The sequence below is a fragment of the Methylobacterium sp. E-065 genome, assembly GCF_022829605.1.
Lineage (GTDB): Bacteria > Pseudomonadota > Alphaproteobacteria > Rhizobiales > Beijerinckiaceae > Methylobacterium.
In genome coordinates this window covers 34,180-48,551 of sequence record NZ_JAKSYD010000149.1, presented here as the reverse complement: position 1 = coordinate 48,551, position 14,372 = coordinate 34,180, and the positions used below count along the sequence as shown (strand labels likewise).

The following is a 14,372-nucleotide window of genomic DNA, read 5'->3' as shown; positions in this document are numbered from 1 at the left end:
GCACGGTATAGGGCGCTCGACCACAATTGTGCTGAAATCCTGTCGCATCCGTCGCAGCGCGGGGAATCGGACCGCGCTTAGCGGCGCGTCCGGATTTGGAATGACCTGAGCGCAGAGCGCGCGAGATGGGGACTGAACGATGAGAGGGGTGCTGATCGCAACCTTGGCCTGCACGGTTCTGGCTGCGGGTCTGACCGCGGCGACGCAGGCGCAGGCCCAGATGGGGTCTCCCACGGGTTTCGGTAAAGGCAACCGCCGTCCAGGCGGCGAAGACGAGAAGAAGCCCCAGTACGTGCCGGGGGCCAAGGCCAGCGAGAAGATCTTCCCGCTCGATTCGACGTGGACGGCCGTCAGCCTCAACGGCAAGCCGTTCGCAGGCGGCGACCGGCCGAGCTTCATCATCGACAAACAGTACCGCGCCCGCGGCTACGGTGGCTGCAACACCTTCGCGGCGACCGCTTTTCCGCTGAAGGAGCAGCACATCGCGGTCGGTCCGCTCGCGCTGACCAAGAAGAACTGCGACAAGGGCCTCGCGGCCACCGAACAGGCTTTCTTCGTTGCCCTGCGCACCTCGGCGGTGTGGGACCTCGTCGGCTCTCAGCTGGTCCTGAAGAGCCCGAACGGTGAGCTGAAGTTCGACCGCGCCCTTTAAGCGGCCGTTCACCACGCTGCACGAAGGCCGGCGGGGATTCAGACGGTCTTGGCGGGTTTCGGTTCCTACTCCTCGGGTATCGAGGAGGCCATGGATGCCAGTCGGGATCGGTATCGGGCGCGGCGCGGATCTGCGCCCCGGTGTGGCACGGAGTGTGCGCTTTCTAGGGCCCGGCGGGATCCACGCCGGCGCCCTTTGGCTTGCCGCCGCCGCTCCGGTGATGGCGACGCTGCTGCTTCTCGCCCGGCTCGCGTGCTGACGGTACCGCCCATCACGTCACGCCCCAATCACGCAGCGTCGGCGGTGCTCTTGGCCCGTGTCGATGGACCAGCGTGGGCCGGCTCGGCCGAAGCGTTGCCGGCCTTCACCAGCGGGAACAGGGCTGCCAAACCAGCAGCCACACCGTACAGAACCGGGTCTGAATTCAGTCCCGCCCGTGGCGGTTGAAGATCGCTCGTCCGCATCGTTCGCCTGCGGGCATCGCGCGCATTCGCGAGCATCCGTCCGCGCCCTTATGTTGATCAGTGAACACGTTGAGCTTGGTCAATGCCGCGTTCCGCGTTTCGTTGCCGCGGGCGCTTGATTTTTTAACACAGGTACATTTCCGGCCGCGGCAGCGCACAGACGAAAGGGGCAACGCTCAACCGCGCCGGCGCAGGACAGGAAACCGCTCTGTCTCCGGGCGTGGGCACGTCGCCGGAGTCACGCTCATGATCGCCGCACTCGGGCATCGCGCCCGGCAGCCCTGAGCGGCCTCGATCTGATCGCGGCCGCAGGCATCCGCGAAGCAGAAGGTCCCGAGATCCTCACAGGTCGCCCGGAAACCGCCGAGGGGCGCGACCGTGCGTAGATCCGCTGCGGACGCAGCGTCCTGCATCAGCAGGACGCCAACGAGACCGAGAATTACCGGGATTCGAGCCATCTTTTACCCATCAGCGCCTCTGGCACAGGCAATCGTAGCATCGGCGCCTTGGGTGCGCCGTGCCATTCCCGCGACAGGAAATCGCCGTCGGGGCCGGGCCCCGCCCCGACCGCGGGACGGGGCGCCGACCCGCAAGAGTGTTGGATCAGGCCTTGGTCTTGCCCCGCTCGATCGCCTGTTCGATCAGCTGGTGCGCCTCTTCCTTGTCGCCCCAGCGGACGAACTTGACCCACTTGCCGGGCTCCAGATCCTTGTAGTGCTCGAAGAAGTGCTGGATCTGCTGGATCGTGATGTCAGGCAGGTCGGTGTAGTTCTCGACCCGGTCGTAGCGCTTGGTCAGGTGGCGGGAGGGGACCGCGATGATTTTCTCGTCCTCGCCGCCCTCATCCTGCATCACCATCACGCCCACGGGGCGCGCGCTGATGATCGCGCCCGGCAGGACCGCGCGGGTGTTGGCCACCAGCACATCGCAGGGATCGCCGTCGCCCGACAGGGTATGGGGAATGAAGCCGTAATTCCCCGGATAGAACATCGGCGTGTACAGGAACCGGTCGACGACCAGCGCGCCGGACTCCTTGTCCATTTCATACTTGATCGGCTCGCCGCCGAGCGGCACCTCGACGATCACATTGACGTCGTGCGGCGGCTTCTTGCCGAGCGGGATGGCGTCGATTTTCATGGCGTTCCGCTTCCAGGATCCGGGGTGCCGATCGTGTCCCGGTTCTCTTAGAGGCGCGGCCCGAACTTGCAAATCGGTTGCCGCTACGGTTCCGCAACGCGCCTGGGAAAACGTTAGCCGAACAGGTAGCCGACCTTCGGCAGCGGAACACCCGCCACCCGGTCCAGCACCCGCGGGCCCGGCTTGCCGCCGAGACCCTCGTAGAAGGCGCCAGCGCGGTCATTGTCCTCCAGGCTCCAGACGCCGAGATGCGTAAGGCCGTGATCGGCGAGATCGTTGCGGACTGCCCGGAACAGCCGGCGACCGAGGCCGACGCCCTGGTATTCTGGCAGAAGATACAACTCATCGATCTCGGCCTCCGTGCCCAGCGCCCGGCTGCGCGTCCGCCCGTAGGACGCGTAACCGACCACGTGGTCAGTGGTCTCCATGATCGCGACCGGGCGGCCCCGGCGCAGGGCGCCCTGCCACCACGCCCGGTCCCGACCTGCGATCAGGCGTTCCAGGGCGACACCCGGGATGAGGCCGCGATAGGCCTCCCGCCAGGACGCATCGAACACCTTCGACAAGCCGCCGAGATCGGCCTCGCGGGCTCGGCGGATGCTCGTGGTGCGCGTGCTCATGGGCTTCGGGCTCCCCTCGTCCAACCCGCGGAGAACCCGCGCGGTCCGCCCAGGTTCGATGCCGATCCAGGCGGAGTGAAGGCAAGATCGGCGCCGAACACGAGGGGGGCAGGGGTCCGGTCGGTTCGCCGGTGAATTGCCGGCTCGGCGGACGACTGTTAGAGCCCGCGCTCCTTCCCCGCGGCAGCCCGGCTTTGTTCAACCGCTTCCTCAAGCCCGAGACGCGCTACGCGCGCCGCATGGCCCGAATCGCCCGCTTCGAGCGGCCGATCGCCGGCCCCGGTGACCGGCTGCGGGCCTGGGCCAACATGCTGTTGATGGATCACGGCGTGTTCCGGCTCGCCTACCTCAACCGCCACCGGGTCGGCTCGGGGGCGCTCTGGCGCTCCGCCCAGCCCGGTCCGCACCAGCTCGCCCGCTTCCGGGCCGAGGGCGTGCGCACGGTCATCTCGCTCCGCGGCGGGCGCGAGCACGGCTCCTGGCCCCTGCAGCGGGAGGCCTGCGAGCGCCACGGGCTGAAGCTCGTCGAGTTCGTGCTGCGCTCCCGAGAGGCGCCGGACCGGGCGACCATCCTGGCCGCCAAGGCGTTCTTCGCCGGTATCGACTACCCGGCCGTGATGCACTGCAAGTCGGGCGCCGACCGGGCCGGCCTCGCCTCGGCGCTCTACCTGATCCTGCACGAGGGCCGCCCCGTCGCAGAAGCCGCGCGCCAGCTCTCGGCCCGATACGGCCATCTGCGCTTCGCGAAGACCGGCATCCTCGACGCGTTCTTCGTCCGCTACCGGATCGAGGGCGAGGCGAAGGGGATCGACTTCCTCACCTGGGTCGAGACGATCTACGATCCGGAGGCGTTGAAGCGGGATTTCCGGCCGGGCTTCTGGTCGGATGTCGCGGTGGACCGAGTGCTGCGGCGGGAGTGAGGTTGCAAGCGATAAACCTGTCGGTGCTTGCGAACATTACACACCTGTTCCACATTTCTCCGGCCAGCACCTGCTGCACCGGGGTGAGCGCATTGTGGACGCGAAGGATCTGATCCGCCTCTTGGAGAAAGATGGCTGGATCTGGCATTCAACTACCGGAAGCCACCGGCATTTCAAGCATCCGGCAAAATCAGGAAAGATTACGATCCCAAATCCGAAGAAGGATATGCATCCCAAAACGGTCAAGGCCATCATGCGGACGGCCGGATTATGAGCGATGCGCTTGGCAAGTGTGACACAGGTATCCATGACGGCTTACATCGCCCTCCTCCATCCACCTGTCGGCGTGTCCGAGTGGGGCGTCACGTTCCCGGATGTGCCCGGCTGTGTCTCGGCAGGCCCGAGCTTCGAAGCCGCGGCAGACGCGGCGCGCGAGGCCCTTTCGGGGCATCTCGCTATGGTGATTGCGGACGGCGCACCGTTGCCACCGGCACGCACTCTGTCGGAGCTTCGTACGGATCCGTCTGTCGCCGAGGATCTAAAGGACGCCCTGTTGCAACTCGTCATCCCGCGGCGGGTCCCCGGCGAACGCGTGCGCATCAACATCATGATCGACAAGGGCCTGTTGCGGCTGACCGATGAGGCAGCCGAAGCCAGGGGGCTCACCCGTTCGGCTTTTATCGAGGCGGCCCTCACGAGCGCGGCCGAGCGCTGAACACGATCGCGGAAACCCGGTTTGTCACCGAACGCTGTGCCTCGCGAGGGATCTGCGCCTACTCCGCCGCCGGCCTTGCCGCCTCGCGGAATGGATGGGCCGGATAGGTGCCGATCACCCGCAGCTCGCGGGAGAAGAAGGCGAGCTCATCGAGGGCGCGGGCGAGGCCCGGATCCTCGGGGTGGCCGTCCACCTCCGCGTAGAATTGCGTGGCGGTGAACTCGCCGTCTATCATGTAGCTCTCAAGCTTCGACATGTTGACGCCGTTCGTCGCGAAGCCGCCCAGCGCCTTGTAGAGCGCCGCCGGAATGTTGCGCACCCGGAACACGAAGCTCGTCACGCAAGGCCCCGTCCCGGGTGCCACCGGCTCGGCCTCGGGAGAGAACACCACGAAGCGGGTGGTGTTGTGCACCTCGTCCTCGACGTCGCGCGCCAGGATGTCGAGGCCGTAGACTTCGGCAGCCAGTGCAGGCGCCAGCGCCGCCCGGCTCGGATCCCCGAATTCCTTGATTTCCCGGGCCGCACCCGCGGTGTCGCCCGCCACCACGGCCTTCAGCCCGAGGCGGCGGATGATCCGCCGGCATTGGCCCAGCGCATGGACGTGGCTGTGGACGCTCTTGAGGGCCTCGATCGGCGTGCCCGGCAGCACCATCAGCTGAAAATGGATCGGCAGGAAATGCTCGGCCACGATGTGCAGCGGCGAGAGCGGGATCAGATGGTGGATATCGGCGACCCGGCCCGCGATCGAATTCTCGATCGGGATCATGGCGCGCTGGGCCCGGCCCTCCGTGACCGCCGCAAAGGCGTCCTCGAAGCTAGGGCAGGGCAGCGGCGTCCAGTCCGGATAGGCCTGCGCGCAGATGATATGCGAGTTGGCCCCGGGTTCCCCCTGATAGGCGATGGTGCGGTCTGTCATGGCTCGAAGGTTCGTCAGGCGATCAGTTCAGGCGTCGGCCCTGGAGCAGGGCGCGGGCGCGCTCCAGGTCGGCGGGGGTGTCGACGCCCAGCGGCAGGTCGTCCACGATTACGGCGTCGATGCGCATGCCGGCCTCCAGCGCCCGGAGCTGCTCCAGCTTCTCGCGCAGCTCAAGCTCCCCCGGCGGCAGGGCGACGAAGCGGGTGAGCGCGGTCCGGCGGTACGCGTAAAGGCCGATATGGTGCCAGAGCGGCCCGTCGCCCCAGGGCGCGCGGGCGCGGGTGAAATAGAGGGCGCGCAGCCGCCCGGGTCCAACCGCGTGGCCGACCAGCTTCACGACGTTCGGGTTGTCGGCCTCGTGCGGATCGGTGATCGGCGCGCAGAGCGTCACGATGTCGACGGTCCGGTCGGCGAGCGGCAGGATCGAAGCGCCGATGATCGCCGGATCGATGGTCGGCAGGTCGCCCTGCACATTGACGACCACGTCGTGGCGCCCCTCCGGATCGACGATATCCAGCGCCTCGGCCAGCCGGTCGGAGCCGGACGGGTGGTCGGAGCGGGTCATCACCGCGAGGCCGCCCACGGCCTCCACGACCCGGGCGATCTCCGCCGTGTCGGTGGCCACCACCACGGGGCCGATCCCGGCCTCGACGGCTCGGCGCCAGACATGGACGATCATCGGCTCGCCGGCGATGTCGGCCAGCGGCTTGTCGGGGAGCCGGGTCGCCGCGAGGCGCGCCGGAATCAGGACCAGGGGATCGGACATCGCGTTCGGACCCGACGATTCGCACCTGTGGCGCGGGTCGAACAGCCCCGCCCGCGTGCGGGCGGGCTGCTTAACAGGCCGGCTTCCGGTTGTCGTCCCCTCGTCGATCCCTCGGCCGGGACACCGCATCGGCGAAAAGATGCCGCCCGGTGACAAGCTTGACGATTCGATTGCACAATTCTGCGCCGGAGCGACGCGGGGGTCGTCGGCGGCATTGTCAGGAACCGCTCTGAACGGCTAAGGCAACCTCGAAATCTTCCAATGTCCGGCGTTCGAACTCGCTCGCCCATGTCAGGTGCGCGACAGGGCCGGGCCGAGACGCGAGAAGAGCATGAACTCGTTCGAGGTGAACAAAGTCCTGGGCGCTGTCCTCGGCGCCCTGCTGTTCGCGGCCGGATCGGGTTTCGTCGCCGAATTGATCTACCATCCAAAACCGGCAGGCAAGGCCGGCTACGACCTGCCCGAGCCACAGCCGGAGGCCGCCGCCAACGCTGCGCCGGAGGCCAAGGTCGAGCCGATCGCGGTCCGGCTCGCGAGCGCCAATGTCGAGAAAGGCGAGGCCGGCACCAAGGCCTGCCATGCCTGCCACAATTTCGAGAAGGACGGCCCGAACAAGGTCGGCCCCGCCCTGTACGGGGTGGTTGAGCGGCCGAAGGGCGCGCATGCGGGCTTCGAGTACTCGGCGGCCTTGAAGGAGAAGGGCGGCGCCTGGACCTATGCGGATCTCGACGAGTTCCTGGCGAACCCGAAGGGCTACGTGAAGGGCACCAAGATGGCTTTCGCCGGCATCGCCTCGCCCCAGGAGCGCGCCAACGTCATCGCCTACCTGCGCACGAACGCGGAAACTCCGAAGCCGCTGCCGGCCGTCGAGAAGTCCGAGGCGCCGCCTGCGGCGACCCCGGCGGCTGCAAAGACTGAAGAGAAGCCGGCCGCCGCACCGGCCGACAAGCCGACGGCTGCACAGCCGGCCGCGTCCAAGCCCTCCGAGGGCAAGGACAGCCCGGCGAAGCCCGCCGATACCAGCACCGCCAAACCGGTCGAGCAGAAGTCCCCGGGCAGCCCGCGTGCGCCGAGCGAGTCCAGCGACCGCAACGCCCCGTCGCCGCCCGCCAGCGCCCATGACAGCGACCAGCAGGGCCAGCCTTCGAGCATCATCCCCGCCGAGCCGACCGCCCCGTCGGCGCCAGTCGCCAAGGAGCCGGCTGCGAAGGCCGATCCCGAGGCGGTCGACAAGGCCAAGGATCTCGAGGTCGGGGGTCCGACCAAGGATATGAACGCGCCGCTGCCGACCCCGCAGCCGCTTCCGAAGCAGGAGTAACGGGCCCGGCCGGGCGCATCCCGGCTTCCGCCTGTCAGCCGCGTTCCGCCGGCATGGCGTTGGGCGCAACCCTTGCTCCTGGGCTGCACCCCGGCATCCTGCCGGATTGAAACCCGCGTAGGACCCCTTGGCTGACCGAAGTCCCGATGGGCAGGAGCGCCGGGCGCCCCTCCCACTGCTCGTCGCCGTGACCATGACCGGAACGGTGGCGCTGCACATCTTCGTGCCGGCGCTCGCGGCCGTCGCGGTCGATCTCGGCACCAATGCGGCCGGTGCGCAACTCACCATCACGGTCTACCTGATTGGCCTCGCGGGCGGTCAACTCCTCTATGGTCCGCTCTCGGATCGGTACGGACGGCGGCCGATCCTGATCGGCGGGCTCGGCCTCTACCTTGCCGGGCTGCTGCTGGCGATCCCGGCGCCGAATATCGGCGTGCTGCTCGTGGCGCGGGTGCTCCAGTCACTCGGCGCCTGCGGCTCGCTGGTGATCGGTCGCGCCATGGTGCGCGACGTCTCCACCCGCGAGGATGCCGCCCGCAAGCTGGCGATCCTCACCACCGCGATGACGCTCACCCCTGCGCTGGCGCCCGCCATTGGCGGTGTGGTCAACGAGGCCTTCGGCTGGCGGGCGGTGTTCGTGGTGCTGGCCGGCCTCGTTGCAGTGCTCGGCGCGCTGGTGGTGTTCACCCTGCCTGAGACCAACCGGCACAAGGTGGCGCTGCCCGGCTTTGTCGCTGTGTTGGCCGGCTACCTGCGGCTCGTGCGAGTCCCGGTTTTTCGCGCCTATCTCGTGGCGGGGGCCTGCGGCGGCACCAGCCTCTACGCCTTCCTGGCGGTGGCGCCGTTCCTGCTCGTGGACCGCCTCGGACGCTCGTCGCAGGAGGTCGGGTTCGATTGCCTCATCGTGGTGTTCGGCATGGTCGGCGGCGCGGTGCTGGCCAGCCGGCTGGCCGCGCGGGTGCCGATCCGGAAGGCGGCGCGGCGCGGCAACATCCTTTGCATCGCGGCGGCTCTGACCCTGCTGGTGGTCGACCGGACCGGGATGCTCGGTGTCGTCAGCCTGATCGTGCCGCTCTTCGCCTACGCGGTCGGCGTCGGCCTGCTCAGCCCCAACGCGGTGGCCGGGCTGATGAACGTCGATCCGCACGCGGCTGGCTCGGCCTCCAGCCTCTACGGCTTCACGCAGATGAGCTTCGGGGCCATCTTCACGGCGGCCGCCTCCGCGTGGCCCGCCACCTCGGCGACGCCGGTGGCGCTGGCGCTGCTTGCAGCCGGGCTGATCGCCGCCCTGGCGCTGCGACGGGCGTGACCGTCATGGTTTCGAAAGGTCGAGACCTTTCGCGGGTGCAGGGCAGAGCCCTGCGAAGGCACGTGATGGCGCTGCCCTGACAACCCGCCCAAGGGCCTCGGCCCTTTGGGATCCCGTTGTCAGGCTCGGATCGCCTCGACCGGGCCGGCGACACCGTCGCGAAAACCCTCGATCAGCTCCAGCCAGAGCAGGCGTGCCGGATCGACCGGGCCCGGCAGGGTCAGCCGCCCCGGTGGGACCGGATCGAAGCCGAAGCGGCTGTAGTAGGGCGCATCCCCCACCAGGATCACCAGCCCGTCGCCCGCCTGCCGCGCCGCGTCGATCGCCGCGCGGGTGAGGGTGCCGCCGATGCCGCGGCCTTCGAAGCTCGGATCGACCGCGAGCGGCCCGAGCATCACGAAGGGCATCGCACCGTCTCGCACCGGGCCCATCCGCACAGAACCGACCAGGAAGCTGCCCACCCACGCGGTGACGCCGAGATCCATCCGCTCGGCCGCGCCCTCGCGCAGCCGATAGGCGGTTCGGGCGAAGCGGCCGGGGCCGAAGGCTCGGGCCTGGAGGCGCTCGATGGCGGGGGCGTCCTCCGGCTGCTCGGGCCGGATGACGAGGGACAAGGCGGTCACGGGGCGCTTTCGGATCGAATGGCCGCCGCGTAGCAGCGCAGGGCCCGACCCGCAAACCGCCGGGCTACTCAGCGGCGGCCAAGGCGGGCCGGTCGGCTGCCTGCGTCAGCTTCAGGAAGCCGATCGCCGAGAGCCAGACCACCGCGCCGCAGGCCGAGGCTACGCCCAGCACCAGCCCGAAGCCGCCGCGGTCGTGCAGCAGCGCGATCGCCGGCACCACGAAGCCGCTCGCCGTGAAGCCCACGAAGTAGCGCACGCTGTAGGCCCGGGCACGGTAGGCGGCGGGCACGTAGCGCGCGATCATGGCGTCGTTGATCACCACCTGCCCGTAGATGGCCGTCATGGCGATCACGAGCCCCGCGAGCAGCGGCAGGCCCGTGTTGAACGCCGCGATCCCGAGGCCGAGCGGTTGCAACACCGACAACGCTACGAACAGGGCCGGCAAGCTGTAGCGGTCGATCAGGCGGCCCATGGCAAGCTGCATCAGCGCGCCGAACAGGAACACCACGGTAGCGATCGAGCCGGTGAGCGCCAGCGGCAGGGCGTGGCCGACCCCCTCGTCGATCACCTTGGGCAGGCTGATCGTGGTCAGGTTGAAGGTCAGGCCGCCCGCGAAGATCGCCAGGGCGAACATCGCCATCAGGGCCCAGGGCCTCGTCACCGGGAGCACGGCGGCGCCGCCGGCCTTCTTCCCCGCCGCGTCGCCGTCGCCCGGCACCAGCGCTAGGAACGCGGTCCCGCAGGCGAGGCAGATCAGGCCCGGCACTACGAAGGCCGCGCGCCAACTGACGGTCGCCGCGAGCAGCGCCGTGACGCCGGAGGCCGAGGCTGCGCCGAAATTGCCCCAGACGCCGTTGAGCCCGAGGTCGCGGCCCAGTCGCCGGGCATGGGTCACCAGCATGGCCGAGCCGACCGGATGATAGATCGCCGAGGCCACTCCGAGCACGCAGAGCCAGAGTGCGAAGGCGAGCGGCGTCGAGGCGGTGGCGACGCCGAGGCACGACAGGCCGTAACCGAAGAAGAACACCGCCAGCATGGTGCGGCGGCCGAACCGGTCGGCGAGCGATCCCATCGGCAGCGAGCACAAGCCGAAGGCCACGAAAGCGCCGGTGGCAAGCCCGATCAACTCGCCGTAGCCGAGCCCCGTCTGGCTCGCGATGGCGATCACCGCGGTCGGATAGATCAGCAGCACGAAGTGGTCGAGGGCGTGCGCGACGTTGACGAAGCGCAGGGTGCGGCGGGACAGGGTGTCCGAATCCATCGCGGCGTATCCTCCAGGATCGGACCCTGATAGCCTGACCCGATGGAGGTGTCGGGCCGGATATGTATGCGAACGGGCCGTTTTCATCCCACGTCGGGCGATCCACAAATGCGGCTGACTATCAGGACGTGCCACGCGCGGTCGCGGTGATGCCCAAGGCCTATGCGGCCGGGATGGTGCTTGACCGGCATTTCCACCCGCGGGCGCAACTCCTCTACGCGACCGCGGGCCTGATGATGGCTTCGGCGGAGGATGGCACCTGGGTCGTACCGGAGGGCCATGCTCTGTGGATTCCGCCACGCCTGCCGCACGCGGTGGCGACCCACGGCGCGGTGTCGATGTGCTCAGCGTATCTCGATCCCGCCGCGGTCGTGGGCTTCCCGACGGGCTGCCGTGTGATCGCGGTGTCGCGGCTCCTCGCGGCAGCCCTGACGGCTTTGGCCGAGGAGCCGGTGCTCTACACGGAGGACGGCCGCGGCGGCCATCTCGCGGCCCTGGTGGTCGACGAGATCGCCCGCGCGCCCGCGACGCCGCTCACGCTGCCGCTGCCGCGCGATCCGCGCCTGCGCCGGGTCTGCCTGGGTCTGATCGAGGATCCGGCCTCGGAGGACGACCTCGACGCCTGGGCCGACCGCGCTGGGGCGAGCCGGCGCACGCTGACCCGGGGCTTTCGCACGGAAACGGGCCTGAGCTTCGGCGATTGGCGGGCCCGCGCCCGGGTGATCCGCGCGCTGGCGCTCACCGCCGAGGGACGGGCGCCCGCTGCCGTGGCGGCGGCGGTGGGGTATCGGAGCGCCCAGGCTCTGCGCCTGACCGTGGCGCGGGTTCTGGGTGTGCGCCCTGGGCGCTGAGTGACCTGATTGGGAACGACTCTCACGTCCTCGCAGGGGTCACAGTAACCCAGACTGTCACTGCGTTGCCGCGACGGACTGGGCCAGGTCGACGGCTTGGTTGCGGATATCCGGCACGGCCGTGCATTCCCAGTATGCGCCGCGGAGCAGCGGGCCCAGCGTCCAGAGGCGCGCTGGAGTGCCGGAAGCGCCCATGACCGTCAGATCGGGACGCACGGCGAGGCCCAGGCCGAACGGGCCGGCTTGTACAAGGCCGCGACCGATCAGATTGCGCAGGAGCGGGTCGGCCGTATCGGCAACACGACCGACGCCGCGAACATCGAGGATGAGCTGCACACCGAGGGTCTTGCGTTCGGATGCACCCCGCGGACGGTAAATGACACGGGCTTCGCCTGCCTGATCCTCGATCGCCACCAGCTTGCAGGCCTGAATCTGCAGAGCGCCGGCTTTGATCTCGCGGGCGATGGCGGCTCCCACGGGCGGCGCGGCGCGGTGCCGATGCGTGTCCCAGAACGGGCGGAGATGGCGCAGGAATCGGGCCTTGTCGGCTTGCGGAAGTCCGAGCCACAGGGCGTCCGTGACCGGCCGCAAGGCGTCGATCACCCCACGCCAGCCGATACCAGCTTGAGCCGCAGAGGCGACTTCCCGACGAATCCGGGCCAGAAGCCGGTTGAGTGAGCGGGCTTCGGCGGCGGTGAAGTCCGGACGCGGCCAGGGATCAGTGCGTTCATGGACGGCCGGGATCTGACCCCGCCGCGAGAGCGCGAAGATCTGTCCGGAAAAGCCGTGGCGCCGAAGACTGATCACCGCGTCGACCATGCTGAGACCGGTGCCGATGATGAGAACCGGATGATCGGGATGCAGCCGTCCGTATGGCTCTGGACGCCACGGATCTACACGGAAGCGGCTTGCCGGTTCATGGGGCGGGGCAAGGTTGCCCATCGCCAGCACCGCACCGGCGACTTCGACGCGTTGGCCGCCCTCGGCAACCAGGACCAGACGGTTCTCGTCCGGCACGATGTCGATGATCAGGTCGTTGAGCAGGTGCAGGCGCGGCGGCGTACCGCTTGTCATCGCTTCGGTCAGAATTCCCGCTAGATAATCTCCGTACAGCCCGCGTGCCGCGAAGGTCCCAGCCGGGGTCTGCCGGATGCCATCGCGGCCATGCCCGATCGCAGGGTCGCTGGCGCCGGCTCCCATCTCACCCTCGCCGATCTCCAGGAGCCAGTCTTCGAAATGAGACGGCCGGTCGGGATAGGCGCTCATGTTGGCGGCGCGCACGTTGAGCAGGTGGTCGGGGTTCTCGGTTGAGTAGGCGCGACCGCTGCCGAAGCGCTCCGCGCGTTCACACAACAGAACCGGCTGGTGCTGTGGCAAGCGCGCGAGCAACTGTACCGCCGCCATCGTACCGCTGAAGCCTGCTCCGATGACGGCGATCGGATGATGACGCGGCTCGGATTTCGTCGTTTCGTCCTGGTCAAACATCGACGATGAGCCCGCGCCGGAAAACAGTACCCCGATCCGTTTGCCTAAAGGTGCAGCTCAGGATCGGGCCTGCGGTATTATTGCCAGCAAAGACGATCTAAGTCAGCCCAGCAGATGCAGGTTGAAGGGGCCGGGATCGAGATGAAATTTTTTATTTCTACCTAATCTGGAATAATTTTACGCGTACCACATCCTACATTTGCATGCAAATAATCTAAAAGGTCTTCATGTCGCCCGCGCGGAAAAGTCGATCCGTGGGTCGATCCAGACATAGATCAGGTCGGACAGCAGGTTCACCGCCAGCCCAAGCAACGAGAAGATGTAGAGCGTGGCAAACACCACCGGGTAGTCGCGCCCGACGATCGCCCGGAACGACAGTTCCCCGAGCCCATCCAGCGAAAAAATCGTCTCGATCAGCAGCGAGCCGGTGAAGAAGGCCGAGATGAAGGCCCCGGGGAAACCCGCGATCACGATCAGCATCGCGTTGCGGAAAACGTGTCCGTAAAGCACCCGCCGTTCCGACAGCCCCTTCATCCGCGCGGTCAGCACGTATTGCTTGCGAATTTCGTCGAGGAACGAGTTCTTGGTGAGAAGCGTCGAGGTCGCGAAGGCGCCGATCACGAGTGCGGTCAGCGGCAGCACCATGTGCCACGCGTAGTCGGTCACCTTGTGCCAGGTCGAAAAATCTTCCCATCCCTCGCTGGTCAGGCCGCGCAGCGGGAACCACTGATAGAACGAGCCGCCCGCGAACAAGATGATCAGCATCAGCCCGAACATGAAGCCCGGGATCGCGTAGCCGATGATCACCACGAAAGAAGTCCAGCGGTCGAACCGCTCGCCGTCCTTCACAGCCTTGCGGATGCCGAGGGGGATCGAGATCGCGTAGGACAGCAGCGTCATCCACAGGCCCAGCGAGATCGAGACCGGCAGGCGCTCCTTGATGAGCTGGATCACCGTTACGTCGCGAAAATAGCTGCGGCCGAAATCGAACCGGACATAGTCCCAGATCATCTTGGCGAAGCGCTCGGGTGCCGGCTTATCGAAGCCGAACTGCTTCTCCAGCTTGGCGATGAATTCCGGGCTCAAGCCTTGCGCGCCGCGATATCGCGAACTCGCCTCGCCGCCACTGCCCGCGGGCCGGCTGCCGCCGCCGAGATCGCCGCCGCCGCCGGTCACGCGGGACATCGCCCCGTCGCGCTGGCCCTGGAGCTGCGACAGCACCCGTTCCACCGGGCCGCCGGGGGCGAACTGGATGATCGTGAAGGTGATCAGCATGATCCCCAGCAGGGTCGGGATCATCAGGCCGATGCGACGCAGGATGTAGGCGATCATCGC

General features: G+C 68.0%; 16 protein-coding genes. 8 read left to right on the top strand and 8 right to left on the bottom strand.

Translation table 11 applies throughout. From position 1 onward, the window contains the following. Positions 1-139 precede the first annotated feature (139 nt). Complete coding sequence (locus MKK84_RS19830; protein ID WP_243922753.1) at positions 140-652, top strand: META domain-containing protein; 513 nt, start codon at positions 140-142, stop codon at positions 650-652. 94 nt (positions 653-746) lie between these two features. Further along, on the top strand, positions 747-911 hold the full coding sequence (locus MKK84_RS19825) for a hypothetical protein (protein ID WP_243922751.1): 165 nt from the start codon (positions 747-749) through the stop codon (positions 909-911). Between the two features lie 808 nt (positions 912-1,719). Here the strand turns inward: MKK84_RS19825 and ppa are convergent. Together ppa and MKK84_RS19815 are read right to left on the bottom strand one after the other, a co-directional pair. Further along, positions 1,720-2,253: an inorganic diphosphatase gene (gene ppa, locus MKK84_RS19820; RefSeq protein ID WP_243922749.1), complete on the bottom strand. Its 534-nt coding sequence runs from the start codon at positions 2,251-2,253 to the stop codon at positions 1,720-1,722. A gap of 113 nt (positions 2,254-2,366) precedes the next feature. Continuing rightward, a complete protein-coding gene (locus MKK84_RS19815; RefSeq protein ID WP_243922747.1) occupies positions 2,367-2,873 on the bottom strand; it encodes a GNAT family N-acetyltransferase in 507 nt (168 codons plus the stop codon). A gap of 194 nt (positions 2,874-3,067) precedes the next feature. On the opposite strand from MKK84_RS19815, the gene MKK84_RS19810 reads away from it, so the two are divergent. The 3 genes from MKK84_RS19810 (at position 3,068) to MKK84_RS19800 (ending at position 4,508) form a co-directional block, all read left to right on the top strand. After that, on the top strand, positions 3,068-3,793 hold the full coding sequence (locus MKK84_RS19810; RefSeq protein ID WP_243922744.1) for a tyrosine-protein phosphatase: 726 nt from the start codon (positions 3,068-3,070) through the stop codon (positions 3,791-3,793). A 94-nt stretch (positions 3,794-3,887) separates the two neighbouring features. Further along, positions 3,888-4,067 carry a type II toxin-antitoxin system HicA family toxin gene (locus MKK84_RS19805; RefSeq protein WP_243922742.1) on the top strand — a complete coding sequence of 60 codons (180 nt, stop codon included), beginning with the start codon at positions 3,888-3,890 and terminating at the stop codon, positions 4,065-4,067. A gap of 33 nt (positions 4,068-4,100) precedes the next feature. After that, positions 4,101-4,508, top strand: coding sequence for a type II toxin-antitoxin system HicB family antitoxin (locus MKK84_RS19800; RefSeq protein ID WP_243922739.1), 408 nt, complete (start codon positions 4,101-4,103; stop codon positions 4,506-4,508). Positions 4,509-4,566: 58 nt separating this feature from the next. Here MKK84_RS19800 and MKK84_RS19795 read toward each other — a convergent pair whose 3' ends face one another. Further along, the gene (locus tag MKK84_RS19795) at positions 4,567-5,424 is read right to left on the bottom strand and encodes a prephenate dehydratase (RefSeq protein ID WP_243922738.1); all 858 of its coding nucleotides are present in this window, start codon (positions 5,422-5,424) and stop codon (positions 4,567-4,569) included. 22 nt (positions 5,425-5,446) lie between these two features. Continuing rightward, complete coding sequence (locus MKK84_RS19790) at positions 5,447-6,190, bottom strand: 3-deoxy-manno-octulosonate cytidylyltransferase (RefSeq protein WP_243922736.1); 744 nt, start codon at positions 6,188-6,190, stop codon at positions 5,447-5,449. Between the two features lie 331 nt (positions 6,191-6,521). Here MKK84_RS19790 and MKK84_RS19785 point away from each other — a divergent pair, with 331 nt between their 5' ends. Both MKK84_RS19785 and MKK84_RS19780 read left to right on the top strand, forming a co-directional pair. Continuing rightward, the gene (locus MKK84_RS19785) at positions 6,522-7,508 is read left to right on the top strand and encodes a c-type cytochrome (RefSeq protein WP_243922734.1); all 987 of its coding nucleotides are present in this window, start codon (positions 6,522-6,524) and stop codon (positions 7,506-7,508) included. A 127-nt stretch (positions 7,509-7,635) separates the two neighbouring features. Continuing rightward, the gene (locus MKK84_RS19780) at positions 7,636-8,817 is read left to right on the top strand and encodes a multidrug effflux MFS transporter (RefSeq protein ID WP_243922732.1); all 1,182 of its coding nucleotides are present in this window, start codon (positions 7,636-7,638) and stop codon (positions 8,815-8,817) included. A gap of 119 nt (positions 8,818-8,936) precedes the next feature. Here MKK84_RS19780 and MKK84_RS19775 read toward each other — a convergent pair whose 3' ends face one another. After that, positions 8,937-9,440, bottom strand: a complete 504-nt coding sequence (locus tag MKK84_RS19775; protein WP_243922730.1) for a GNAT family N-acetyltransferase — start codon at positions 9,438-9,440, stop codon at positions 8,937-8,939. Between the two features lie 64 nt (positions 9,441-9,504). After that, complete coding sequence (locus tag MKK84_RS19770) at positions 9,505-10,701, bottom strand: MFS transporter (protein WP_243922728.1); 1,197 nt, start codon at positions 10,699-10,701, stop codon at positions 9,505-9,507. A 62-nt stretch (positions 10,702-10,763) separates the two neighbouring features. On the opposite strand from MKK84_RS19770, the gene MKK84_RS19765 reads away from it, so the two are divergent. Beyond that, positions 10,764-11,552 carry an AraC family transcriptional regulator gene (locus tag MKK84_RS19765; protein ID WP_243922726.1) on the top strand — a complete coding sequence of 263 codons (789 nt, stop codon included), beginning with the start codon at positions 10,764-10,766 and terminating at the stop codon, positions 11,550-11,552. A 57-nt stretch (positions 11,553-11,609) separates the two neighbouring features. Here MKK84_RS19765 and MKK84_RS19760 read toward each other — a convergent pair whose 3' ends face one another. After that, entirely contained in the window at positions 11,610-13,037 is a 1,428-nt protein-coding gene (locus MKK84_RS19760; protein ID WP_243922723.1) for an FAD/NAD(P)-binding protein, read from the bottom strand. 225 nt (positions 13,038-13,262) lie between these two features. Continuing rightward, positions 13,263-14,369, bottom strand: coding sequence for a microcin C ABC transporter permease YejB (locus tag MKK84_RS19755; RefSeq protein ID WP_243922721.1), 1,107 nt, complete (start codon positions 14,367-14,369; stop codon positions 13,263-13,265). Positions 14,370-14,372 lie beyond the last annotated feature (3 nt).

Excerpts from the sequence above, each read along its gene's own strand:
- MKK84_RS19830 (WP_243922753.1), top strand. The coding sequence starts at position 140 with ATGAGAGGGGTGCTGATCGCAACCTTGGCCTGCACGGTTCTGGCTGCG.
- MKK84_RS19825 (WP_243922751.1), top strand. The coding sequence starts at position 747 with ATGCCAGTCGGGATCGGTATCGGGCGCGGCGCGGATCTGCGCCCCGGT.
- ppa (WP_243922749.1), bottom strand. The coding sequence starts at position 2,253 with ATGAAAATCGACGCCATCCCGCTCGGCAAGAAGCCGCCGCACGACGTC.
- MKK84_RS19815 (WP_243922747.1), bottom strand. The coding sequence starts at position 2,873 with ATGAGCACGCGCACCACGAGCATCCGCCGAGCCCGCGAGGCCGATCTC.
- MKK84_RS19800 (WP_243922739.1), top strand. The coding sequence starts at position 4,101 with ATGACGGCTTACATCGCCCTCCTCCATCCACCTGTCGGCGTGTCCGAG.
- MKK84_RS19795 (WP_243922738.1), bottom strand. The coding sequence starts at position 5,424 with ATGACAGACCGCACCATCGCCTATCAGGGGGAACCCGGGGCCAACTCG.
- MKK84_RS19790 (WP_243922736.1), bottom strand. The coding sequence starts at position 6,190 with ATGTCCGATCCCCTGGTCCTGATTCCGGCGCGCCTCGCGGCGACCCGG.
- MKK84_RS19785 (WP_243922734.1), top strand. The coding sequence starts at position 6,522 with ATGAACTCGTTCGAGGTGAACAAAGTCCTGGGCGCTGTCCTCGGCGCC.
- MKK84_RS19770 (WP_243922728.1), bottom strand. The coding sequence starts at position 10,701 with ATGGATTCGGACACCCTGTCCCGCCGCACCCTGCGCTTCGTCAACGTC.
- MKK84_RS19765 (WP_243922726.1), top strand. The coding sequence starts at position 10,764 with ATGTATGCGAACGGGCCGTTTTCATCCCACGTCGGGCGATCCACAAAT.
- MKK84_RS19760 (WP_243922723.1), bottom strand. The coding sequence starts at position 13,037 with ATGTTTGACCAGGACGAAACGACGAAATCCGAGCCGCGTCATCATCCG.
- MKK84_RS19755 (WP_243922721.1), bottom strand. The coding sequence starts at position 14,369 with ATGATCGCCTACATCCTGCGTCGCATCGGCCTGATGATCCCGACCCTG.